26 protein-coding genes and 3 tRNA genes are annotated in these 23,810 nt (G+C 48.8%); 5 read left to right on the top strand and 24 right to left on the bottom strand.

Annotation, left to right across the window (positions count from 1 at the left end; all coding sequences use genetic code 11):
* Positions 1-10: 10 nt before the first annotated feature.
* Genes Dpoa569_RS06810 through Dpoa569_RS06790 form a run of 5 tightly spaced genes read right to left on the bottom strand, consistent with a single transcriptional unit; the run spans position 11 to position 5,193 of the window.
* The gene (locus Dpoa569_RS06810; protein WP_042871414.1) at positions 11-2,983 is read right to left on the bottom strand and encodes a phage tail tape measure protein; all 2,973 of its coding nucleotides are present in this window, start codon (positions 2,981-2,983) and stop codon (positions 11-13) included.
* A complete protein-coding gene (locus tag Dpoa569_RS06805; RefSeq protein ID WP_042871416.1) occupies positions 2,970-3,128 on the bottom strand; it encodes a GpE family phage tail protein in 159 nt (52 codons plus the stop codon). The genes Dpoa569_RS06810 and Dpoa569_RS06805 overlap by 14 nt, the downstream gene beginning before the upstream one ends.
* A gap of 5 nt (positions 3,129-3,133) precedes the next feature.
* The gene (locus tag Dpoa569_RS06800; protein ID WP_042871419.1) at positions 3,134-3,451 is read right to left on the bottom strand and encodes a phage tail assembly protein; all 318 of its coding nucleotides are present in this window, start codon (positions 3,449-3,451) and stop codon (positions 3,134-3,136) included.
* Between the two features lie 47 nt (positions 3,452-3,498).
* Positions 3,499-4,014, bottom strand: coding sequence for a phage major tail tube protein (locus Dpoa569_RS06795; protein ID WP_016940978.1), 516 nt, complete (start codon positions 4,012-4,014; stop codon positions 3,499-3,501).
* Positions 4,015-5,193 carry a phage tail sheath subtilisin-like domain-containing protein gene (locus Dpoa569_RS06790; protein ID WP_042873971.1) on the bottom strand — a complete coding sequence of 393 codons (1,179 nt, stop codon included), beginning with the start codon at positions 5,191-5,193 and terminating at the stop codon, positions 4,015-4,017. It lies immediately after the preceding gene.
* Positions 5,194-5,346: 153 nt separating this feature from the next.
* On the opposite strand from Dpoa569_RS06790, the gene Dpoa569_RS06785 reads away from it, so the two are divergent.
* Positions 5,347-6,486, top strand: a complete 1,140-nt coding sequence (locus Dpoa569_RS06785; RefSeq protein ID WP_042873972.1) for a phage late control D family protein — start codon at positions 5,347-5,349, stop codon at positions 6,484-6,486.
* Positions 6,487-6,522: 36 nt separating this feature from the next.
* The gene (locus Dpoa569_RS06780; RefSeq protein WP_071604316.1) at positions 6,523-6,771 is read left to right on the top strand and encodes an ogr/Delta-like zinc finger family protein; all 249 of its coding nucleotides are present in this window, start codon (positions 6,523-6,525) and stop codon (positions 6,769-6,771) included.
* A gap of 800 nt (positions 6,772-7,571) precedes the next feature.
* Here Dpoa569_RS06780 and Dpoa569_RS06775 read toward each other — a convergent pair.
* The 6 genes from Dpoa569_RS06775 to uvrY all read right to left on the bottom strand — a co-directional run bounded on the left by Dpoa569_RS06775 (position 7,572) and on the right by uvrY (position 11,070).
* Positions 7,572-7,658, bottom strand: a tRNA-Leu gene (locus tag Dpoa569_RS06775).
* A gap of 8 nt (positions 7,659-7,666) precedes the next feature.
* Positions 7,667-7,740, bottom strand: a tRNA-Cys gene (locus Dpoa569_RS06770).
* 25 nt (positions 7,741-7,765) lie between these two features.
* A tRNA-Gly gene (locus Dpoa569_RS06765) sits at positions 7,766-7,841 on the bottom strand.
* Positions 7,842-7,982: 141 nt separating this feature from the next.
* Positions 7,983-8,531: a CDP-diacylglycerol--glycerol-3-phosphate 3-phosphatidyltransferase gene (pgsA, locus tag Dpoa569_RS06760; RefSeq protein ID WP_146411169.1), complete on the bottom strand. Its 549-nt coding sequence runs from the start codon at positions 8,529-8,531 to the stop codon at positions 7,983-7,985.
* 57 nt (positions 8,532-8,588) lie between these two features.
* Entirely contained in the window at positions 8,589-10,421 is a 1,833-nt protein-coding gene (gene uvrC, locus Dpoa569_RS06755) for an excinuclease ABC subunit UvrC (protein ID WP_042871423.1), read from the bottom strand.
* Positions 10,414-11,070, bottom strand: coding sequence for a UvrY/SirA/GacA family response regulator transcription factor (gene uvrY / locus Dpoa569_RS06750; protein WP_042873973.1), 657 nt, complete (start codon positions 11,068-11,070; stop codon positions 10,414-10,416). The genes uvrC and uvrY overlap by 8 nt, the downstream gene beginning before the upstream one ends.
* A 640-nt stretch (positions 11,071-11,710) precedes the next feature.
* Between uvrY and Dpoa569_RS06745 the strand changes: the two genes are divergently transcribed.
* A complete protein-coding gene (locus tag Dpoa569_RS06745) occupies positions 11,711-11,935 on the top strand; it encodes a DUF2594 family protein (RefSeq protein ID WP_042871425.1) in 225 nt (74 codons plus the stop codon).
* 510 nt (positions 11,936-12,445) lie between these two features.
* On the opposite strand, the gene Dpoa569_RS06740 is transcribed toward Dpoa569_RS06745, so the two are convergent.
* The 10 genes from Dpoa569_RS06740 to Dpoa569_RS06695 form a co-directional block, all read right to left on the bottom strand.
* Complete coding sequence (locus Dpoa569_RS06740; protein ID WP_155683837.1) at positions 12,446-12,607, bottom strand: hypothetical protein; 162 nt, start codon at positions 12,605-12,607, stop codon at positions 12,446-12,448.
* Between the two features lie 12 nt (positions 12,608-12,619).
* Complete coding sequence (locus Dpoa569_RS06735) at positions 12,620-13,210, bottom strand: tail fiber assembly protein (protein WP_050569464.1); 591 nt, start codon at positions 13,208-13,210, stop codon at positions 12,620-12,622.
* Positions 13,207-14,595 (bottom strand): phage tail protein, encoded by a 1,389-nt coding sequence (locus tag Dpoa569_RS19525; RefSeq protein ID WP_227983148.1) that lies wholly within the window; start codon positions 14,593-14,595, stop codon positions 13,207-13,209. Before Dpoa569_RS19525 ends, Dpoa569_RS06735 begins: the two co-directional genes overlap by 4 nt.
* Positions 14,596-14,597: 2 nt before the next feature.
* The gene (locus Dpoa569_RS06725; RefSeq protein ID WP_042871428.1) at positions 14,598-15,242 is read right to left on the bottom strand and encodes a DUF2612 domain-containing protein; all 645 of its coding nucleotides are present in this window, start codon (positions 15,240-15,242) and stop codon (positions 14,598-14,600) included.
* Entirely contained in the window at positions 15,239-16,474 is a 1,236-nt protein-coding gene (locus Dpoa569_RS06720) for a baseplate J/gp47 family protein (protein ID WP_042871430.1), read from the bottom strand. Before Dpoa569_RS06720 ends, Dpoa569_RS06725 begins: the two co-directional genes overlap by 4 nt.
* A 6-nt stretch (positions 16,475-16,480) precedes the next feature.
* A complete protein-coding gene (locus tag Dpoa569_RS06715; RefSeq protein WP_042871432.1) occupies positions 16,481-16,840 on the bottom strand; it encodes a hypothetical protein in 360 nt (119 codons plus the stop codon).
* Positions 16,809-17,456, bottom strand: coding sequence for a methyltransferase domain-containing protein (locus tag Dpoa569_RS06710; protein ID WP_042871434.1), 648 nt, complete (start codon positions 17,454-17,456; stop codon positions 16,809-16,811). Before Dpoa569_RS06710 ends, Dpoa569_RS06715 begins: the two co-directional genes overlap by 32 nt.
* Positions 17,440-18,324, bottom strand: a complete 885-nt coding sequence (locus Dpoa569_RS06705; RefSeq protein WP_128569741.1) for a glycosyltransferase family protein — start codon at positions 18,322-18,324, stop codon at positions 17,440-17,442. Before Dpoa569_RS06705 ends, Dpoa569_RS06710 begins: the two co-directional genes overlap by 17 nt.
* Positions 18,325-18,914: 590 nt before the next feature.
* Entirely contained in the window at positions 18,915-19,400 is a 486-nt protein-coding gene (locus Dpoa569_RS06700) for a type II toxin-antitoxin system death-on-curing family toxin (RefSeq protein WP_042871439.1), read from the bottom strand.
* Positions 19,401-19,409: 9 nt separating this feature from the next.
* Positions 19,410-19,589, bottom strand: a complete 180-nt coding sequence (locus Dpoa569_RS06695) for a hypothetical protein (protein WP_042873977.1) — start codon at positions 19,587-19,589, stop codon at positions 19,410-19,412.
* Between the two features lie 518 nt (positions 19,590-20,107).
* Between Dpoa569_RS06695 and Dpoa569_RS06690 the strand changes: the two genes are divergently transcribed.
* On the top strand, positions 20,108-20,740 hold the full coding sequence (locus Dpoa569_RS06690; RefSeq protein WP_042871441.1) for a hypothetical protein: 633 nt from the start codon (positions 20,108-20,110) through the stop codon (positions 20,738-20,740).
* A gap of 526 nt (positions 20,741-21,266) precedes the next feature.
* Here Dpoa569_RS06690 and Dpoa569_RS06685 read toward each other — a convergent pair.
* Positions 21,267-21,503, bottom strand: a complete 237-nt coding sequence (locus tag Dpoa569_RS06685) for an Arc family DNA-binding protein (RefSeq protein ID WP_071604319.1) — start codon at positions 21,501-21,503, stop codon at positions 21,267-21,269.
* Positions 21,504-21,655: 152 nt separating this feature from the next.
* Here Dpoa569_RS06685 and Dpoa569_RS06680 point away from each other — a divergent pair, with 152 nt between their 5' ends.
* Positions 21,656-22,552, top strand: a complete 897-nt coding sequence (locus Dpoa569_RS06680) for a P22AR C-terminal domain-containing protein (RefSeq protein ID WP_042871443.1) — start codon at positions 21,656-21,658, stop codon at positions 22,550-22,552.
* A gap of 80 nt (positions 22,553-22,632) precedes the next feature.
* Here Dpoa569_RS06680 and Dpoa569_RS06675 read toward each other — a convergent pair whose 3' ends face one another.
* The gene (locus Dpoa569_RS06675) at positions 22,633-23,013 is read right to left on the bottom strand and encodes a hypothetical protein (RefSeq protein WP_042871445.1); all 381 of its coding nucleotides are present in this window, start codon (positions 23,011-23,013) and stop codon (positions 22,633-22,635) included.
* On the bottom strand, positions 23,010-23,780 hold the full coding sequence (locus Dpoa569_RS06670) for a hypothetical protein (RefSeq protein ID WP_042871447.1): 771 nt from the start codon (positions 23,778-23,780) through the stop codon (positions 23,010-23,012). The genes Dpoa569_RS06675 and Dpoa569_RS06670 overlap by 4 nt, the downstream gene beginning before the upstream one ends.
* Positions 23,781-23,810 lie beyond the last annotated feature (30 nt).

Below are 23,810 nucleotides of genomic sequence, written 5' to 3'. Positions count from 1 at the left end.
GTTTTTCTCCTTACTCTCTGTCTCTGAAACTGCCACGCTGAAGCCTGTCGCGGCGGGCCAGTTCGGCACTGACTGCATCGGCCACAATACGGCCCAGCTCGCGGGCGTCCTGCCGTTCAACGCCGTGCAGGTGTATATGAATTTCCCCATTGAAACCGCCCGCCGCCGGTGTTCTGGCCGCCGGACGACTGACCGGGGACGCGTCGGCTTGTTTGACGGGCTGTGTCGCCGCAACCACGGCGGGGCGGTCGCTGAGCGCCTGCATGGTCTGCGCAGGCTGTGAGGGGGCAGAAGGTGTGCCGCCAGTAAGCCGGGATTCCTGCCATTCGCCACGCACAGCCAGCGCTTTCGGCAGGTTTTTGAAAACGATATCGCCGGGGCCGATGCGCTTTTTGGTTTCTTCCAGCACGCCGCCGGTGTTGTCAGCAATCTTCTGCAAACGGCGCTGGGTACCGCTGTCCCCGGTCAGGGGTGGCTTAGGCGCGGGTGGTGGTGCGGTGGTGGCCTCTTTCAGGTCGCCGGTCAGGTTGGCGACCAGACCTTGCAGTCGGTCTTTCCCTTCCGGCGTCAGCTCTTTCAACTGATCGGCTTTTTTCTGCGCCGCATCCAGTCCGGACGGGATTAAACCGAGCTTTTCCAGAATCCAGCCGATCCCCTCCATCAGCTTTTGCAGCGGCAATAACAGCATGTCCAGTGCCGACCCCAGCACCTTGCCGAAACCGTAGCCCGCAACTGCGCAGTCATCCAGCGTCTTCTTTGTGGTCTGGATAGGCTGAAAAAGCTGCGTAAATCGATCCCACAGGCGCGACACGGCCGACACAATCACATCAAAGACGGGAGCCAGGCCCGTAAATGCCTGCCGAATGGGGCCAAGGCTGATAACAATGCCGGTAAACATCCCGCTGAAAAACGTTCTGACAGGCTCCCAGAATCGCCAGATAAGCAGCCCGGCCGCCACAAACGCCGCGCCAATCAATCCGATCGGGCTTAACAGCAGCGACAGCACGCCGCCTAACACCGAGACAGCGCCGGTGATCAGGCTCCATAGCGCAGGCAGGCCGCTCAGCCGCAACAACAGCCCGCCTACGCCCCTGACCAGTGAACCCAATGCCGACACCGGCGAGGTAAACACGGCCAGTAACATGCCACGCAGCGGGGTCAGTGTCGCGGTCAGTCGGCCTGTGCTGCCAGAGAAAAGCTGTAGCCAGCCACCTATGCGTGCCATCGGCCCGCCGAGCAGGCTGCTTAACCCGGAAAACATCGACACCGCACCACCGACGCCCCGTGCGCCCAGCAGCAGCGAAAAGCCGAGCTGGAGCTTAGCCAGCGGACCCATCAGCAGACCGATTGCCAGTGAGGTGCCACCGATCGCCACCGCGAATGCCGCCGCACCGCCGACAGCCAGTAACAGCGTTTGCGTCAGCCTGGGATTCTCTTTCACCCAGCCGCTCACGTTGGTAATCACATCGCTTAGCCCCTGCGTCAGGTTGCGCAGTGGCCGGTCTGCCGTTTCTTCAACCTGAATACGAAACCCTTCCCAGGCACTGTCGAGGTTTTTCAGGTCACCACCCAGGTTATCCGCCATCTTTTTACCAACGGTCGCCGATTCACCTTTAGCTTTTAGCAACTCCTGGAATAACTTATCCAGCTTGCCACTGCCTGCCGACTGAACCAGCGTTTGCAGACCGACAAAGGCCTCTTCCCCGGCAATATCTTTGAAGAAGGACACCTGATCGACCTGGCCGTATTTTTTGGTAGCTTTGTAGAGATCACGTAATACGTCCTGCATTGGCCGCATCTTGCCTTTGGCATCGGCTACCGACACGCCCAGCTCTTTCAATGCTTCCGCTGCGGCTTTCGGCGGTGAAGCCAGACGGGCCAGGCTGGCACGCATGGCGGTACCGGCATCACTGCCGCGAATACCGTTATTCGCCAGCATACCGGCCATCGCCGCCGCATATTCAAGGCTAATCCCCAGCTTGGCCGCCACCGGGCCGGTGTATTTCATGGTTTCGCCGAGGCTGAACAGGTCGGTGTTGGTACGGGTAAAGGTGCCGGTCAGTACGTCACCCACGCGATCCATCTGGCTGGCATCCAGATTGAACTGTGAAAGAATGTTTGACCCGATATCAGCGGTTTCGCCCAGCTCCATGCCACCGGCCAGCGCCATATTCAGCACACCTGGCAATGCCGCTTGTATGGCCTGCGGCGTAAACCCGGCCATTGCCAGAAACGCCTGACCGCTGGCTGCGTCGCGGGTGGTGAATGCGGTTTCCGCGCCGAGCTTTTTGGCCTGCGCCCGCAGGGCCGCCAGTTGCTGATCGCCTTTATCCAGCCGGGTCAGCGCCTGAACGCGTGACATCTCTTCATCAAACCCAACCGCCGGGGCCAGAAACTGCCCGCCTGCGTATCCGGCTGCCGCCCCGCCTGCTACCGCCATCGTGCCGCTACCACGTAGTTTGCCCGCGGTCTGCTGCATTCGCTCATAACGGGCGCGTGCCTGCGTAACGGCAGCCAGTTGCCGCCGCTCTCGCTCCAGGGTCTGGTTATATTGTTCGGTACGCCGGATGGCGCTCTGGATAGTGGCATTACTGCCAACCAGTGACACACCGTGACCGCGCAACGCTTGTGAGGCAGCGCGCAGCTTGACCATTTCCTGATCGCGGGTGATGTTCAGCCGCTCTAGTTTGACGGCCAGTGCGGCCATGTGTTCCCGTTGCTTATCGGTCAGCACAGTGTTGTTTTGCTGGGCCTTTTTCAGCCCGTCCAGGCTGCGGCTGGCTTCATCAATCTTGCGTGAGGTCTTTTGTACGCTGTCGCGCAGGCGGTTGAAGGTCCTGGACTGAGTGTCCAGATCCTTAATAGCGGCCTGGGTGCGTTTGAGGGATTCAGACAAACCGCCCGCACTCTGGCGGGCGGCGTTGACCGGGCGGGTCAGCCGGTCGATAGCGCTGAAGGCTACGCGGATATCAAGGCTTTTCATCGGCTTCACTGGCTCCACTTCGGATAGCCGCCCGCGTACGCCAGGCTATCACCTCGCCCAGATCCATGCTGAACAGTTCAGAGGGCGGCCAGTTAAAAACAACGGCGATATCAGCGACCAGATCGTCTATCTGATCGAACTGCAAGACGGTTACGCTTCCTCCGTCACCTCCGCGTTCGGCTCGCCAGGCTCCACATGCACTAAAAAAGGCGTGATTGCCTCCGCCAGTCGCATGAAATCGCGGGTATCCATCGCGTTGATCTCGGCCAGTTTCAGTTTTGGCGAGGTAACGCGTGTTAACAGGGTGGTGATGGAATCCACATCCATATTCAAGACGTTGACCAGCCGCAGGCCACGCAATGAGCCAGCCTGTTTGATATCGTCGGTAATGGTCACCTGGCTGATAGTGCTGTCGCCCCGCATAATAGGCGTCGCCAGGGTTACGGTGTTGTTGTTCGGTGTGTTCATGGTGACAGGCTCCGGGCGGCTAATGTGGCCGCCATGATTCAGGTTGTTCAGTTACCCAGCCCCAGCGCAGACGTGATGCGATCCGGGTAGATGTTTTTGCCGTTTTTCTTGTAGATGAAATTCAGCAGGTCAATTTCCAGCACCGATTGATCGTCAATCGACAGCTTGTAATAGGTGTTTTTCAGCGCATAGGTGACAGATGTGTCTTCGCCCTGCTTGGACTCGCCGCCGTCAATCTCGGTAATACGCCCGCGCATCTCTACTTCGACCAGCTGGCTATCGCCGTCGGTGTAGTATTCCCCCGCGAAGCGCAGGCGAACGTCATCGATATCGCCGCCGTATTCCAGCAGCAACTTTTTCTCCATGCCGCCGACAACCATCTGCGCTTCCAGCGCGCCGGAATCCATACCGAGATCGACCGCTACCGAGCCAATCATGCCCGCGCCCTGAAAGTCTTCAGTCTTGCGGGTCAGCTTTGGCAGCGTGACGGATGTGACCTTGCCGATCTGGTTGTTGCCGTTCACAAAACAGGTGAACAGGCGCAATTTATGCGGTACGGCCATTTACACACCTCCCAGTGACGAGAACGCGGAATCAAAATAGTCATCGGTGAAGGTCTGGTATAACGTCAGGTCTTCCAGCGGCGGCACCGGCGTGTACTTGTAACGCACGCGCACCTGTCCCTGCCGCAGGCCGGTTGTGGGGTTGTCCTGAATATCGAACCAGCATTCCCCGCCGATCAGCCTGCCCGCCGTGACCAGCGCGCTCAGCTTGCCGTTGATGCCGTTCACCACGTCTTTCACGTTGGCCGGAGTCAGTGGCTCGTCAACGGCTTCAAACTGCGCTTCCGCGATACTGTCAGCGAGGATTTGCGCGGTGCGGGTGTACACCTCAAACAGGTAATCATGGATATCGGTGGTGCGGTTGCCCCAGAAGCGGAATCCGTTGCGCTTAATCAGCGTGGTGATCTCCTGGTTGTTAAGTTCATTGGCGTCGCTGTCTTCGGCCTGAAGCGACCAGAACACATCCCGCGAGATACCCAGCACGTTATTCACTGCCACGTTCGACAGCGACTTATGCCAGCCCTGATCGTTATCAATCGCTGCGCGCAGGCCGCAGGCATAGGCCGACGCCGGAAAGGTTTCATTGCTGCCGCTAAGCGGGTTATAAGCGATAAAATCCGGCCAGATCAGCATCAGCTCACGGTAGGCAAACTGCGCACGGTAGGTGATGGCCTCCGCCATCGTGGTGCAGCCGTGACAACCGGCATAGACAAACGCCCGCAGATTCTGCGCAATCACACACAGCGCTGACGTCACTTCGGCGGTGTCATAGTCCGGTACCGCCAGAATCCGGGGCCGGTAATTAACTTTTGCTTCTGCCGTCAGCAAGGCATACATGCCGGTATAACTGCCGTCTGCCGCTGTCCCGCCGATAATCAGTTGGGACTGGGTTTTGTCGCCGCCTTCGGTTGCTGCTGCCACCCGCACCACGATCACTTTCGGGCTGGTCTGGTCAGAAATGGCTTTCAGCGTCTTGTAGAGTGAGCCGGTTTTACCCGCCTTGCCCAGCACGCTATTCACCCGTGTGATGAGCACCGGCGTATTCAGGGGAAAGGTGTCTGCGTCCGCATCCTCCGCCACGGCCACCACGCCAATCACACTGGAATCAATGTCATTGATTGCGGTTACCAGGTCGGTATTTTCACGAACGCGCACACCGTGGAAACGTGTCTCGGACATGTTCGCCACCATTACGTTATTGAGTTCATGGCGATAATCCCCGATATCCGCCGCACACTCACGCGTTGCCGGGTCTGGCCGTCCGGCGACAACAAAAAGCCATTTTTCCCCACGCGTGCGCGTGAAATCATGCGCGAAAACAAGGGGGAAACGATGGCTATCACCGATCTGGCTGACTCACTTATCACTACGGCGAAACGCTACGATGATGCGCTAACCGAGGCGGTAAAAAGCCCGGCCTTCAGCATTACGCTGGGTGGGAAATCGCTGAAGGAACTGAGCGACCGGCTAATCTCGCTGTCACTGACCGACAACCGGGGCTTTGAAGCCGACCAGCTCACGCTGTCGATAGACGACAGTGACGGACGCGTGGAACTACCGCCGCGTGGCGCTCAGATTGCACTGTCCATCGGCTGGCAGGGTGAAGCGCTGACTTACAAAGGGCTGTATACCGTGGATGAGATTTCCCACGAAGGCCCACCCGATGTGCTGGGTGTTACGGCCAGAAGTGCGGATTTCCGCGAAGAATTCAACGTGAAACGTGAGGTTTCCTGGCATGACGTGACGGTAGAGCGTGTTGTGTCGGCGATTGCGCACCGCTACGGCATGAAGGCGCAAATCAGCAACATACTGATGAATATCGAAATCGACCACGCAGACCAGACGGAAGAGAGTGATATGTCATTCCTGACCCGGATGGCCGAGCAACTGGGGGCGATTGCCACCATCAAAAACGGCACCTTGCTGTTTATTCTGCCCGGTGGTGGTGTAACGGCATCCGGCAAGGCGCTGCCGTCGGCCAGTATCACCCGCAGTAGTGGTGATGGTCACCGTTTTCGCATTGCGGATCGGGATGCCTACACCGGTGTGCGCGCCTACTGGCTGGATCTGAAATTCGGTAAAAAGAAGAAGGTCAGCGTAAAGCGCCGCCGGACAAAGCCCAAACCGAAAAAAGAGAAAAGCAGCAGTCGTGAAGGCGATTACATCACCGGCGCAGAAGGCAACGTGTTCGTACTGCGGAAAACCTATCAGAATGAAGAAACCGCAAAACGTGCCGCGGCGGCTAAATGGCGACAGTTGCAACGCGGGGCCGCTGAATTTTCGATTACCCTGGCGCGTGGCCGTGCTGAGCTGTATCCCGAAATGCACCTGACAGTAAGCGGCTTTAAACCGGATATCGACAATCAGGACTGGATTATCGCCCGCGCGGAACACGTTATTGATGGCAACGGCTTTACCACCCGTCTGGAACTGGAAGCAAAAATCCCTGACTGGATAGCAGAAAGTGAATAAAATGGCGGCGAGTTCAACTCCCACAGGGGAGCCATTATGTTCAGATGTCCTTTTTGCGGGGCAATGGCCCGCACCCGTACCAGTCGCCGCCTGAGCGATATCACCATCCGGCAGTACCACCAGTGCCAAAATCTGGAATGTAGTGAGACATTTACCACCCTCAACACGATAGAACGGCGCGTATCAAAGCGTACACGGGAAGACCCACTACCGCCTGACTTTATCCCACAGGACGCCTTTCCGGCTTCGCATTACGGACGGGATCAATTGAATCTGGCGTTGTAAAACAAAAGCCCCGCAGGATGATTGCGGGGCTTTTCAAAGTTATTTTAATTGCTGTGTGTATGGGCAGCGATAACGCTTCACCTCTGTCACCTTTTGCTTTGCCAACTTCCTCACAAGAAGATTTCGGGATTTCAAAAACAAACCCAGAATAGTTATTTCGGTTTAATACCTGTATCTCTTTTATGTTGCTTATATATGCAGTTTTCTTTGCCTCAAACCAGAGCGAAGTACAATCCTCATTGATATAACTGCTTCATAGATTTCATTGCTCACACGGTCTTCATTCATTGTTAGCCGAATAACCCCGCAATTTTCCGAAAAGGTTATTGGGTGCCATGGTTTGAGTGATTTTTGCAAGATCGAGTGATTGATTGAATGGGCAGAAGTGCAGAATGAAGCCAATAACAACAGTGCGCATGTGTATTTTTTAATGAGATATATCCTGATTTATTAATTCTTTTATTTTTTGCTTTGTATGTATAACAGAGAGATTAACAATAGGAGAGAATGATTGTGGTGACAATCCAGGTTTTTCAAGGTAATGCCGATTTACGGAGGGTGAAATAAAGGGGGCATTGACATATTGCTCACCCTCTTTTTCCACATCTTTTAAGCGCTAATTATTCAATTAAAGTTAACAATAACAGCTGATTGAAGACTGCCTTTTTTGTACCCGAAAAACGGGTGCTGCCACTCTGCTGCCATTTTGCTGCCACTTGCCAAATGACAGACACAAAAAAACCGCCTTGTGGCGGTCATGTTCTTTTAATTATTTTCTTATATCACAATCACTTATCGCATGGTGCCCAGAGCGGGACTTGAACCCGCACAGCGCGAACGCCGAGGGATTTTAAATCCCTTGTGTCTACCGATTTCACCATCTGGGCTCAGATATTGGAGGCGCGTCCCGGAGTCGAACCGAGGTGGACGGATTTGCAATCCGCTGCATGGCCACTCTGCCAACGCGCCCTATATTGGGGCTACTAAATCGATTTGGAGCGGGAAACGAGACTCGAACTCGCGACCCCGACCTTGGCAAGGTCGTGCTCTACCAACTGAGCTATTCCCGCATTTTACAGAACAGGTTGTTTATTAAGTATTTTCAATAAACTATGTTCCTGTCGATGCGGTGCATTCTACTTACCTGACGCGGTGAGTCAATAAAATTATCACCCCGCTTGGATCGTTTGCTGTTTTTTAAGGCGAGACGATCAATGTTCAAGCAAATCACGCCAGGCTGCGCTCAGATATTGAAACATCGACCAGAACGTCAATACAGCGGCCACATACAAAGCAGCCACGCCAGCAGCCTCTACCATGCGTTCCGGTCGCCACAGCAAGCCTACTAGCGCAACCATCTGCGCAGTAGTTTTAATCTTGCCAATCCAGGAAACCGCCACGCTGCTGCGTTTACCCAGTTCGGCCATCCATTCGCGCAAGGCAGAAATAATGATCTCACGCGCAATCATCGTAGCGGCGGGTAAGGTAATCCACCATGAATGATAATGCTCAGATACCAGCACCAAAGCAACCGCGACCATGACTTTGTCAGCAACAGGATCCAAAAAAGCACCAAACCGGGTAGTTTGTCTCCATAAGCGGGCAAGAAAACCATCAAACCAGTCTGTCACGGCTGCAAAAACAAAAATGCTAGCACAGACCATCGGTGCCCAACTGAATGGCAGATAAAACGCCAGCACAAAGAATGGGATGAGAACAACACGAAACAGGGTAAGCCACGTTGGTATATTAAATCGCATAGCGTCTGGGTAACTGTCTGGCCCGAAAGATAATAGGGCTATGTTGCTACATTGCCTCTAGTGTTTCAATGCATGAAAGATTTTTTCTGCCAGCGCATGTGAAATTCCCGGTACGTTGGCAATGTCCTCCACACTTGCATTCATCAGCGGCTGTAACCCCCCCATGTACTTCAGCAAAATCTGACGTCGCTTAGGCCCTACTCCTTCGATAGTCTCCAGAGAACTGGTGCTTTTGACCTTGGCGCGCTGTTTACGGTGACCACTGATAGCATGATTATGTGAATCGTCGCGAATATGCTGAATCACATGTAATGCTGGTGAATCAGCGGGCAAGGCCACACCCTCGCCTGTCGCTTCAAAAAATAGCGTCTCAAGCCCAGCCTTACGATCACTACCTTTCGCAACACCCAACAGTAAAGGTCGGGATGTATCCCACGGTACCTGCAATGATGCAAAAACACCCTTGGCCTGCGCCAGTTGCCCTTTTCCGCCATCGATTACAATTACATCAGGAATCTTATCTTCGTCAATTGACTTACCATAGCGACGTCTCAGCACTTGATTCATTGCTGCATAGTCGTCCCCTGGTGTGATACCGGTAATGTTGTAGCGACGATATTCCGAGCGTACTGGCCCATCTGCATTGAACACAACACAGGAGGCCACCGTCTGCTCTCCCATAGTATGGCTAATATCAAAACACTCCATACGCTTGATTTTTTCAATGCCAAGCACCGATGCTAACGCCGTCAGACGTTGCTGGATAGTCGACTGTTGTGACAACTTCGTCGTTAGTGCTGTATGGGCGTTGGTACGCGCCAGTTTAAGGTAGCGTGCGCGGTCACCCCGAGGACGGGTTTGAATCTGAATTTTACGGCCCGCCTGATCGGTTAGCGACTCAGCCAGCAACTGATGCTCAGGCAAAGAAAAATCCAGCAAGATTTCAGACGGTAGGGTACGAAAAACACTGCCTTGCAAATAGAACTGCCCCACAAATGTCTGCACCACTTCCGCCAGCTCAGTCCCACCAGGAACTTTGGGAAAATAGCTGCGACTGCCCAGAACCTTTCCCTGACGAATAAAGAGCACATGCACACATGCCATGCCAGCATCGAAGGCCACGCCGATTACGTCAAGATCATCACCATCGCCAGAGACAAATTGTTTTTCAGTGACACGGCGTACAGCCTGAATTTGATCACGGATACGTGCGGCCTCTTCAAACCTTAATTTACTGCTCGCTGTTTCCATACGGTCAATCAATCGGGTTAGCACCTGCTGATCTTTGCCTGACAGAAAAAGACGCACATATTCAACCTGTTGTTGGTACTCTTCATCACTAACAAGGCCACTGACGCAAGGTCCAAGGCAGCGACCAATCTGATATTGCAGGCAAGGGCGAGAACGGTTGCGGTATACGCTATTTTCACACTGACGGATAGGGAATAGTTTTTGTAATAACATCAGCGTTTCACGAACAGCATTGCCATTAGGAAACGGACCAAAATATTCGCCTTTGGCGTGTTTGGCACCACGGTGAACAGACAACCGGGGATGCTCATCCCCACTGAGGAAAATCATCGGGTATGACTTATCATCACGTAACAACACGTTGTAACGTGGCTGATAGCGTTTGATATAGTTGTGCTCAAGTAATAGAGCCTCGGTTTCAGTATGCGTGATCGTCACATCGATCTGCCGGATACTTTTCACCAAAGCCTCTGTTTTACGGCTAGCAACATGAGCACGAAAATAACTTGAAAGGCGTTTCTTCAGATCTTTGGCTTTACCGACGTAGATAACCGTGTCGCTAGCATCATACATACGATAAACCCCAGGCTGACTGGTTACAGTCTTCAGAAAAGCCTGGGCATCAAAACGTTCAGTCACTACTAATCAATGTCTCCGCATTAAAGAGTCCATGTCGAATCGCCAGATGCGTTAGTTCAACATCACCATTGATGTTTAGTTTATTAAACATTCGGTAACGATAACTATTGACCGTTTTTGGGCTAAGGTTGAGTTGATCAGAGATCTCTGTCACTTTCTGCCCTTTAGTGATCATGATCATAATCTGCAATTCACGCTCAGAAAGACACTCCAACGGTGTTTCTGTCTGTGGCTCCAACTGACTCAATGCCATTTGCTGGGCGATATCCGACGCAATATATCGCTTACCGGCATGTACAGAGCGAATGGCACAGATTACCTCTTCTGGCGTGGCTCCCTTGCTAAGGTAACCTGCCGCGCCTGCCTGCATTACTTTAGCAGGTAATGGGTTCTCTGTGTAAATAGTTAGCACTATAACTTTAATTTCAGGGGAAAATCGTACAATTTTGCGTGTTGCCTCCAGGCCGCCAATTCCTGGCATGTTCATATCCATCAACACAACGTCCACACTGTTATTACGGCACCATTTGACCGCATCTTCACCGCACTGAGCCTCACCAACAACCTTGAGGCCTTTAATATCGTCAAGAATGCGCCGTATCCCTGCTCGCACCAGTTCATGGTCATCAACAAGAAAAACGCTAATCAAAGAACAATTCTCCAAAAAGAGTAACACTTGCAGACAATTCCATTGCAGGTGATACTACGTGGTTTCGAAAAAATGAACACACTTTTCAATTAGAAGTGTATTTTTATTCTACTGTATGGTATTATCATAAGAGCCTATAAATGATACCTACCGCGCATCATCCAAAGAACTTACTCCCATCACAGTATTCATGTTTCAAACCTGGTTTTTTAGAGAAACAGACGTGTCGAACGTCTAAAAATAGAAAATTTAAATTTAATCAATGAACTATAAAAGCTTGCACCTGCATCCAATCAGGCCAGCAACAACTATCATCTATTGTAACTGTCTTGTCGCTTTGCTGCACTGGCTATTTACTACAAATAATACACCTCTTCCAAAATATCCATATAAAAATTGCAAGGTGTCTACTCAAACGCATTTACAATGCCAAACGCATATTGATCAAATATGGGCAAAATGTGGCATAAACAGATAAAAACAAGGCGATTTTATGGCCTGATGGGGCTAATTTCTTCACCAGACGCATTGTAGTTCATGGTATAATAAGACCAATTTTTGTTATGTCACCAACTGTATCATGGTGCAGAACCAATCCCAGGGCCCATTGCATCGGCTTGCGTTTGTTAAAGGAGATACTATGAACAATAATGACTTTCCAACAGCCTCCACACCAGAAACACTGGCTCATGAAGCCAGTTGCATGAAGGTATTGATGACGTTGATACTAAAATCTATCGGCCAGGCTGATGCAGGCAAAGTTATCATTAGCATGGAAAAATACTCAGCACAACTGGAAGACCCTGCTCAGGCAGAAATATTTAGTACCACCATTAATCAAATCAAAACTGTTTACCGCCGCTAATCAAAGCCCATCGGCCAACAGCATAGTGATAAAGGTCCGATGGGTATAAAATCTTTTCCTTCAAAAAATAAACAGACATAAATAATAGTGAACTCCGGTTCGGGGAAGTTATATATCCTAAACAATTCGAGTTTTAGACGACACGCCTACGCCTTGAAGTACAATAGATACATTTAATCTAATATAGATTGTTATCGAATAAACAATAAAACGAGAAGTCTAATAAGTTTTATTTTTAATCAATTAATTTCCCAAAAATAACAATTAAATCAGTTTTGAAATCAAATGGCAGGAATTGTTTGATGAAACTTGCTTTAGGCAATTAAAAGAAGTGTTGGTGGGTCGTATAGGGCTCGAACCTATGACCAATTGATTAAGAGTCCATAGATAGTCCAATTAACCTATCTAATATCAACAAGTTACCTGCATTCACACCGCATTTTTACGTTGTAGATCGTCACAATGCGACAAAAAGCGCCGCTCTACGTCACAATGACGGCACGCGCATGATCAGTCTACAGGCTCCTGATATCCGCATTCATCACAGTACCACCATTGCCGGTTGTACTCGACGATCTGCCGCATTTCACTGCCGCAAATTGGGCAGAATTTATAGTTGTCATCCCGTGCTAATTTAGTCTCAGTTGCTTCCGTTTTTTTGTTATCAGCCATGTTTTAATTCCCTCACTGTTGTTTTGCCGCGGCAACATCGGATACATATTTGTTTTTGCGATCGGCTATGCGATTACGCACAATTGTTTGTTTTGTCGCCTCCTGTGGCCCGTCAGCAACAATTGCTGCAAGATACGCCTGATTTAAGTCGTTCATGTCGTTTTTGTATTCTGTGGCCAACACAGCTAACGTGGCAGAAACGGCATCGGCACGTTGCGCCGCGGTATTCGTAACCCATGCATTACCATCCCACTCGTCATATTGAGTTTCCGGAATTAATAAAGTCAGATTTGACGGCAATTCACCAAGCGTGCTAACCACCTGCGGTTGACGTGTTTGCGTGTCATATGCAGTTTGACCACGATAGTCAGTAACGATTTCCCATGTTAAATGATCGAGGCTACGCACGATGGCTGTTCCGGATTGTGAAATAGGTGGAGCATCTGTGTAGCTATTTGCTGGGATGCCAGTCCCGGTCATCAAAAATTCCTCCCCGCTACCAACATACTCACCAGTCACGCTATTTGCGTGATAAATCACAATCCAGCCGTCACTGACTGCGAATCCATGCTCATCGAGCGTGGTATATTGTTTATCTGTCATGCTGCTCTCACTATGTAGTTGAATGCGACGTTGCGCGGGCGGTTTTCCGATGCAGTAGGAACGACTGCACTAGCTCGGAAATATTTGTAGTAAAAACCATTAGGGCCAGACGCGGCAGAAAATGGCGCAGATGTGCCTGTGTCAGTTACAAACGCGCCAGACGTCATCCCGATATTGTACCCAACCATCGAACCAGTAATATCCCTGATCGCGTCCCCCTGTGACGTTCCAATCCCCCGCCCCGCATCCACCCCCCGCCCATCATCCCAGCCGCGAATAAATTCGCCGCGCAGATCCGGCAGTACACCGCCGGGGTAGACTTGTGCCAGTTTCGGATATGTTGATGTGTTGAATGATTGTCCGTTGCATTTCAGCCAGCCAGATGGCGCTGTGGACTGCGGCCACGGTAACGGTATGCCGACTATTTCAGAAACGGAAATGGCCCCAATGTCCGCCGGCAACGGCTTAAATGCGGTGGTGTAAATCTGTTCCCACGGGTTCGGAAAACCAGAGTTTCCAATTGACGATCTGTAGCTCAACCCGCGGTTGCCAAAAAGTGCTTGAAATTGCAGAGCTGTGCAACTGGCCGACGATCCGTGAAAGTGCACCACCATCTCTGATGCGCCATCTACATCAGCACGATATACGCCGCTCTTAGCGTCCCATGGAACATTAAATCCGGAAACGGCACCAGTAAAGTCCAATCCGAACGAGCTATTATGAACAAACTCGGTGGTGGCGATTTGCGTAGTGCTGGTTGCCGATGATGCGGTTGGCGCCGTTGGCGTCCCAGTTAACGCAGGACTGGCGAGCGGGGCGGCTGACAAATATGACAACACATTGGCAATCGATGCCTGGCCGATTATGTCTCGACCGACTGAGGTAATATCGGCCTGTGCCAGCACATCAACGCCAGTGAAATACGGCAATTTATTTGCACCACCGGAAAGCCCCGCAAATGCTGTTAATGTCGAATCCCTTGGTTGATAAGCCGCAGTTAAATTAAACCATCCAGTTGATACTGAGTTTGGGTTATTGGTATTTGCGTCAGTAGTGCTGACATAAATAGATGTTCCGTCATCACCGAGGATTACCGCACCTTTGGGATAACCCGCTATAGCGGCAGAAAATGTTGCGTCATATGAATTTAATGCGCCAGCGCTGAACCATCTACTTAGATTTGATAATTCATATAGAATCTGGTTCATGTCCTGCCCTTTTGGGGGTAGGCCACCAGCCGCTTTCAGTATCATCGTTACTGGCGGAAATCCAGCATCATATGATGCCGTGTTATCTCCGGCTGGAGTCGTGCTTAATATGTTTTCTCGCTGCCCGTTAACGCCGAACGGCACGGGTTGTTTCTTGGGTGCATCAGAGCGATTCATAATTAACCTTTATAAAATGTTCCATCGTTGAATGGGTATGCATCATCAGCAAATCCAAAATACGGAGGGGCAATTTGTGAAATATTTAACTGAACACCACTTGGCACCGGAACCACATTATAATCCGTCAGGATTGATTTTTCATATGGTGCCAATGCAAATTCGAATGTTATGCCGATCGTCATATCTCGATAATTGACGCAATACGCACGTCCACGACCAGCAAATAACATAACCAGAAATTTGTTTATCTCCGGTATTGTAGCAATGCTAATATTAGAAAACGCCTTGCACATTATTAGTGTGCGATAGGCATCATCAGACAGTCTGACTGATGTGGTTTCCTGAACACCTGCATAAAATGGTGAATCATTAAATGGTAGTGGATAATCTGATGCCCCCGCATTGGACTCATAGAATCCAAACGCATCACTATCGATTGGCGCAGTTATATACCTGCCTATTCCTACTATTTTTCCCCACACGTCTAATCCATAAGACTCATTAGCAGTCAAATCCCACACTTTATTGATAAATTCATTGGTAAACTCATCAATACTCACGGCCTGATTAAATGTGTTGATGATAGATAACAATGCAGTACTGTTTGCGTACTGCGCGTATATTGTCGATTCCCAATTATTCATACAAGATTTACCGTAATGTCAGAATCCTGAATTGTTGGTATCTGATCAATCCCCATTGTAACCGAGGGTGCATACGATGACCCGGTCAGAGATATTTCAATTGATAACACGCTAACCGTGTCGGGCGATATGGATATCACCGGAGCATAGTATTTACCGGCGTTAATCGATGCGCCGATTCGTGCCTTTCCTATTCCCTCATACCCTCCGGTAAAAACAGTGGTTACCATGTTTTTTACCAGTTGCGTAATGTTGCTAGGAGGGTTTAGTGTGCTATCAATATTGACAGTAAAATACACTCGCGTTGGCGAGGCTTTTTGCCATTGCATCACATATTCAGGATATGGAGTTCCATAGTTTGTGCTGTCATAAACAGTATATGTAGTATTGCCATTCATGTCAGCGCCGGGGTTGTAGGTTTTGAATATAGCATTAGCTACATCACTATCAGACCCCCCATAAGCGCAAATATAAATAGAATGCCCCAATACATGAAAATTTGTTGTCCCTTTATTCACTACGCTGGCGGTTCTGTTTGACCACACATAGGCATCAAGGACGCCATTCACCTCAAGCACGGCAGATAATACAGCTCCATCCATATTTCTTGCGTTTCTCGCCACAGATTCCTTTCGGCGATATTCAAAATTAGCTCTTGATTCCTCAAGACTGCCAAGCACACCAGCAGAATTGTTAATAACGCCAGACCATCCGGGGACTGCCTGATAAATCGCAGTTAGCGCACCAATCGGGCAGGCAATCGCACCAGCGGTTTGGTTTTGGAAAATCACCGACACGGTGCCATCAGATGATATTGTTGCCGCCGATGTTGATGCATAAATGTAGCCGTTAACATCCTGAGCCAGACTCCCGGCAGGAATAATAGTACCGACCAGCCCTGAGCATGTAGCAGTTACCGCCGTTCCGGTGGCGGCGATTCGCTCCATGAAATAAACGCGACCAATAGCGTCCTGAAATCGCCCGGATGCATAGTCAGGATTGATTTGATTTACTATTGCCAGTAGCTGATCGTTTTTATCAGCAATGATTGCCGAATCTGATACGGATATTTGCCCTTGCGGGGTTGATAAATCCTGACTCATTGCGCTACCGAGCGCAGTAGAAAAGTCCGTGATGCGACCCGATAAAATATCTGCCTCATCTGGAACAGCTAACCCGGATGTTGAAAATGACACTGACGGGACGGAGGTTTCTATTGTCGTTGTTGCCATATTCACTCACATATTTACTGTTGATGTGGTTCCGTTCGTGTCCACAATAGTTATTACGCCATATGATTGGCGCTTCTGTTGATCATTTATGATTGTGGCTTGTGCTGTTGATACATAATCCAGCCTCATAGCCTCATTCTGCAAATAAGATTGAATAAGACCGGAACCCGGAATAAATCCCATAATTTGGGTATTGTACGGGATGCCTATTGTGTTGTCATATACACACTCACCGAGATATAAACTACAGGCTGTAGCCACATCCTGTGCGACGGAATAGGGATTGTTTACAACGGCGAGGTTACCAGAATCATCCAGCTGAATATCCCACGTATCAGAATTGAGTGATAATGTCCTGTTTTGCATTTGCTACCCTCCTGAATGCATAGGTGTCGATTCCATCTCTACCTAGCTCTGTTTCTGTTTTGCAGTGATCGACGCATTCAAACCCGTTTTCCAAAAACCATTTTCGTAAACCTACGTCAGTGAAATACCAAATGTGTTCGTCTTTCCTGAAATGTCGAGATTTTAAAATATGCTCAGCATTATCAAAAATAGGGATGGATACGAAAACCCACTCTGTAGCCTGAGATATGGCCTGTTCTGGGTTGTCTATATGCTCCAGCACATCCCAAAATGTTAGCGCGGAAGCCTTTTCATTGTAGATATCATGAAATTTCCCGTTTTTATGCAGCCATTCTACACCAGCTGGATTAACGTCAAACCCCTTAGCGTTTTCGCACTTTGATACAAACTGACCGCACCCAATCCCCACATCGACAACATCACCGGCGTGGTACTTTTTTACAAAATTGATGCGGAATTTTGTTAACTCTCGTCCCATTTCAGTGCTTGCCATTGATGCATATTTTGAGAAATAACCTTCATCATATGGCCTGTTTTTTGGTACAGGGTAGTGACCTATTCCCAGCTCAGGGAAAAATGACAATTCACTATTAATGAGTTCACAAATTTTTTTCATTTAACCATCCGGTTATTTTCTCTGTCAGGTTTGAAATTCTTTTATCGCAATTGTGTTTCATCTCCTGACACATGCAGTAATTGTCAGGGTATACAAACAAGCATTGACTCAAATCCATAATAGATGCATCTGTTATGCGCGAGTGATGATTACTACCACCACAACCACCACCAATAAAAATCATTTTGGTGCGATATGCTAACGCCGCTTGAGATATGAGGCATGGGCCCGTCACGACAATATCAGCGTGGTTTACCAGTGCCATTAACTCGGTGATTTTCAATTCACCATTATGCAATTTCAGATCGGCATATGGTTCTAAATCTGGTATCCACTCCGCGCCCGGAACTGTATCCGCCACACTGACGCAAAAATAGCCGCGTCTGTGCAGTAATTTCGCGGCGGCATCGATATTTTTATTCAATGGCCCACGCGATTTGTGATGCCATTCTGACCGCTCTGTTGTGGGTCGGATTAACGCTATTTTTCTACCTTTCGGCAATCCGATGTCAGGCAGCGCGAATTTTGGTAAATCGAACCCATCAGGCTCGCAGCCAAAAACGCGTCTGGCGGCTGAAAATATCCCACCGGGCCGCATCAGGTCAGCATTGCCATAGAATATTCTTCTCGACTCCATCTGAACTGGAGGGAGTTGAACATATCTGATAGTTGATGATTGCTCATTTTTACGCTGAGTGCGCAATGTGGTATCTGAGCGGATGAAATTGACGTTCGGCAGATCGGAATAAAATTCAGGGATGGAGGTTTTTAGGTAAATCTCTCGCGTTTGGCATAACCGCTTGATAAACGCTCGCTGAAATATGTTGTCCCCTATCCCCTGCATACCGTCGATGTAGAGTTTTTGCATAACGATAATTGTTCCTCAAAATTCCCGGTCGGGAAGGCATTCAGTTCTGTATGTCGGGAGCAGTTGATCACCTTGGTTTTTCCCATGCGAGCAGATGCACGCAGGAAATCATCGTGCCAGCGCCGCACAAGGTTTATATCGGGGTTTTGTAACACTCCAGAGTGATCGCTATGCCAGTGCATACCGTTGGATAGCGAACAGTCATAACCGATCAGTAGAATGCGCGTCGCGCCAAGGTGCTTTGCTAGCAAGATGGCCCGTTGCCCGGAATTAAAGCCGCCTTGTAGTTCTGGCGGGAATAGCCGCAAGCCAAACAATGCCGAAGTGGTTTCGTTTGAAGCCCACCGCATAGCATCTGAACGTATGATTTTGTGGTTTTGCTCCCACCATTCATGGTCACCGGCATAAATATGGTGGCACTCTGGTATCAATGACCATGAGTTGTTAACTGCAATAATTTGGCAGCCAGAGGCCGCCGCAAGTCGGCAGTCATTGGCTGTTAGCGATGGCCCGGAGGCAATGCATATAAAGTTCATAGGCAATAAAAAACCCGCCGGAGCGGGTTGGGTGTGATGATGTCGCGAGTAAGCTCAAGGCTGATTTACGCCGCCACGTTGCTGCAATATATCGGAGATCGACATGTCAGATGGATGGCAAAGTTCACGTGAATCATAAGTCCGCGACCAGTAAGCAAGCCAATCTTCCAATTCTCTACAGGTGTACGTCTTGCAGGCCAGCCCCTCAGCCATAGTGACAATGTCATCACCCGGTGCCGTCAGCTCGTAGCCATTGATTAGCAAAAATATATAACCACCCATCATAGCCGTACGCTTGTTGGCGTTCGCAAACGGGTGATTTTGTATCAGGCTTTCAATAAGAGCCGCGGCCAAGACAAACATGTCATCTGTTTGCTGATAATATCTCGTCAGGCTTGGTCTGGATTGCGATGAACTGAGATTGTTTGGATTGAGAACGCAAACAGGCTCGGATGGTGTTTGCGCCTCAATCAAACTTTTATTGATAAAAATCAGATCATCTTCGGAAAGGTAATGAACTCCATCAATAAACTCGGCCATGCGTGTGCTTTACACCTTAGAGAGATCTTCCATCGCCTTTTCGTAACGAGCAAAACCAAAAGCAAAGGCGTTCTTTACCTGATCTGCGTGTGCGCAGTCGCTTCCCATTGCCGCACGTGGAGATGCCACCACGCCTTTGTCACGCGGGGGGATGTACAACCGCTCGGACTTTCTCAGTGCGTGACTCATAATATAAACCTCTGTAATTACTAACAATATTGTGTAATCCATTAACATAAGACCACCAGTGCGCGCCATTCACTACAGCCCAATGGTTAGAATGACCTGTAATGCATCTAGTAATCTTAGGGCTAAGTTTATAGTAAACACCGAGTCAAGCCATGGTTTACTTTCACAGGCAAACAAAAAAATCAATAGCGCATAATCAAATCCCCATTTGTACAAGGGATTTCATTAACCTGGCTCAATCATAGTTAGCAATCGGTCTGACGCCACACAAATGAAGTGCGTAGACAAAAACTCGCGTTAGGTAAAGACTGATCGCCTGTACAGGGTTTATTTGTAATCAACCATCAAAAGGTGCGGTTCTCGTTTGCGTTTTACAAAAAAAATATGATTCTTGCGTTGCGCGGTTAACCATTTTCGGTCAAGCTTTGATTTAACAAGTAAAGGTTTTGATTTGCCAAATCCAGTAGCTAATCTAGTACGCGCAAAACGAAAGGACTCCCGATCATTGTGGGGGACATATGCAAACAGCAGCTAAGAATACAACTATGCCATACATGATCCCGGAAGCGGACTTCGACAGAAAGCTCAGCGTTATCAAAAACAACATCGAGCATACCAGCTCTTTTTTGCAAAAAGGCATAGAGGATTTCTCGTTGCCGGGCTTTGTTGTGCCATTTGGCTATCGACTGGTTAAATCTCGTGATAACGAACACTACCGACTGATTACTGATTCGCAAGATTCAGAAACCGTTTACGCCGTTAAACTGCTGTTTCGGCATGACATCATAAACGCTAAAAAAACATGCACGCAGATATTGGTATGGCGAACCATTCAGGCCCAGCATGACAGTGCCGTCCGAGGTCTTCCCCAAGTTTTCTTTGAGTTTTTTTTAGAAAGCTACTCGATTGTCGTATCTGATGAAGAGCAAACTCCTGATGGACGCCGCTTTTGGGAACGAATGATTTCGTGGGCCATGTCTGCAACTGGATATCATGTATATGTATCAGATGGCACGCAAGAATCGCGTCCGTTGACATTTATGACATCATGGGACGACTTCTATACTACGTGGTCTGAATTCTGCTGGGGTCATGACAAAGAGTGTCATCGCCACAGGCTGCTAGTGATCAGCAAAGACAAGCTGCACTAATCACCAAACTAAACCCGGCTTGCCGGGTTTATTATTGTCATTCAAATAACCTTGTTGACGCCCAGATCACTATCAGCTACATTCTGTGTCACGAGGCGTAGAAACCTCTCCAAAAGCGGTCCTAACCAACCCCGATAGCGTTGGATTTTTTATGCCTGTCATTCAGTGGGCGCAGTGCGCGACCACACCCCGAATAATGTCGGGAGGGCAACGAATACAACACCCAGCAATGGGGAATAAGTTCGCGGTATCTTTTGGGCCGTTTCTAACCTCCCGACACCACACCATCTGTGGTAATTGACAATCTAATTAATTTCAGAATATAGTTCCGTCAGGTGCTCAAAACACCACAAACAGCGGATACCGCACCCGATAGACTTGCGGATTTTTTGTGCCTGAATTTTGGATATATGGCCGGGCGTGCGGCTAATACAACACCCGAAAGGGGAATATGCCCGCCGACTGTTTGCGGTTTTGAGCGCCCGGCCACCCTACGCAACGCCGGTTATTGCCCATCACATTAATCCTATTGTTTTGGCGTTTGCTGCTTCTCAATTAACAACTTTAACCCTTCTAGTGATCTAGCAATCTCAGTAAGACTACCCGCAGGATTAGTGGTAAACGCGGCCTCAACCCACGCCTCTAAGGCGGCAACAATTTCAGCGTTTATGGATCTCTTATTCCTTTCTGCAAGAGCCGCCACCTTCTCTTTTAATTCCGGATGGATTCTGACGTTGAACTGTGGATTTCTAGGTGCTGACATAAAAATTACCTTGCTCAAATATTGAGTTGACATGATAGCCCACGGATACTAACATTTCAACATTGGTAGCCACTGGCTACTAACACGACGAAGCCCCAACTACTTGCGATAGCTGGGGCCTCTAATTTGCCAGTAACCTGTGAGAAACCGACATGAAGAGTATGGCAAAAGTAAATGCTGATATCACCATTTTTAAGTTTGACGATAGAGATATTCGCGTTGTGATGAAAAAAGGTGATCCTTGGTTTGTTGCCGCGGATTTATGTGACGCCTTGAATCTGACTAACTCCCGCGTTTCGCTTATGGCTCTGGATGATGATGAAAAGGATGTAAGTTTAATTTACACCCGTGGAGGTCGGCAGATAATGTCTGTTGTTAGTGAGTCTGGCATGTACACACTGATTCTTCGCTGTCGTGATGCTGTTAAACCCGGAACCGTTCCGTATCGCGTTAGAAAATGGGTCACTGCTGATGTTTTACCATCAATCCGTGAAACTGGGAAATACACTAAAAATTACGAAGATATCGAAAAGACTACTGTTGATGACCGCACCCCGCTGCGCAGCTTAGTAAACCGGATTATGGGTAAGTACGGCATCCCATATCAGCCCATCTACAAAATGATCCACCGAGAATTTGGCGTTAACCATATCGATGAGCTTTCGCCAAAACAGGCAGCAGAAGCGATGGACTATTTGGCCGCAAAGGTCATAGAGGGTGAATTCCTCGGCAAGCAATCTCTACCAGCAACACCTCCATCACCAGCGCTTACCGTGCAGGAAATGAATCGTCTGGTGTGGCTATGGGATTACGCCAACCGCTCACAGGCCATTTTCAGGGAGCTAATGCCAGTCATGCAGCAATTGCAATCCTCGTATCATGGGGTGTGCTGCGATTACGGATATGAGTTCTCAGCAATCCTGTCACTATCGCGTGACGCTGTGCTGAAGCTGACCAGTGGCGTAGATGTTCAGGCGCCCAGCGACTCAATAAACATATCAGCATGGATCAGGCTAAAGAATAACGAGCTACCGGCAAGACTGCGTTAACTTGGAATTACTCACAGACCACGCTGCGCAGGGACGCGCAACAAAAAACCGATGGTCGGGCTATAGATATTAAAAGTTTATTATGCTGCCTTTGCTTTCATTTCTTCTATTTTTGCCAGCATTCTTTCAACCACAGCTATAGAAGTGATGGCCTCTGATGCACTAATCGTTTCGTCAAGCTTGTAATCAGCCCGTTTTCTTTGCATTTTTTGCTGCTTCAAAACAGCGCCAAGTTGAACTAATGCAATGAACTCAAACGGCTCATTTTTTCTCCTGGCATCTTTGGTGAGGTATTCAACAACACCATCATGTGTAGTTGGAGGGCAATGGGTAAGTATTCCGCAAGTTTCATGGTAAAAGGCATAATAAGCACGAGAAATCGCGCTTCTCAATCCAGATTCGGTTCCAGAATCCAAGCAGGATTTTGCGGCAGAGACAAAATCTTTCCCTTTTATGCTCATGATGCTGAAATCTCCGTTTCTATGTTTCCTCGATACCAAGCTGTAAGATTTTTGCTTGCAAAAGAATCATTTGTTGCCAGCGCAATTGCAATGTCTATATCCATGTTAGCCAGCTTCTCCGCATCATCGCAAAGAACATTGCAGATGATCGCAGCATCTCCATCATCACTAGTGTAGTAATCATGTGATGTTGCTAATGCGTTGTGATTTTTTGCGATGGTTGAGGCAATAAGCGAAAGAGATTTTAGCTCAGACGGATAAAGGCTTGTAACCTCTATAAAATCTTCTAATTGCTTTTTCTTATTTAAAACATCCATTTGCATTTCATTGCGCTCATTATCATCACTTATCATGGATATGGCCTTCCTTGCAAAAAATAATGTAAGCTCGCCATCGCCATCAGCATACGCGGCGTTTCTTGCCGTAATGCATAGATTAAAGCTGTTTATTTCACGGCCAAGCCTTACCGCTTCATTTTGATAATCCTCAAAATGACCAGTATGCCCAAGATAAGTAAGATAATTCTGTGCTGAGATCTCGTCACGATATGATGCTGCTTCTTTGAAAAATGAAACCGCCTTTTCGTGTTGTGCTGCAGCTCCGTAAGCCAAAGCCGATATCATCAGCTTTGTTGGCTCATCTTGAATCTTTTCAACATCTGATAGAACGCGCTTAAGAGTAAAAGCGTCCAGAATGCTACCGGTCTCTATGTGAGAGATTAGCATTATCGTAGTGTCACGAAATCCTTTTTTTTGTGTCTGAGCCATTTAACCCCTCCCTATTCCACAAACTTAGCA

The organism is Dickeya poaceiphila (assembly GCF_007858975.2).
GTDB lineage: Bacteria > Pseudomonadota > Gammaproteobacteria > Enterobacterales > Enterobacteriaceae > Dickeya > Dickeya poaceiphila.
The sequence above is the reverse complement of the archived record's forward strand: the minus strand, read 5'-3'. Positions and strand labels throughout refer to the sequence as shown.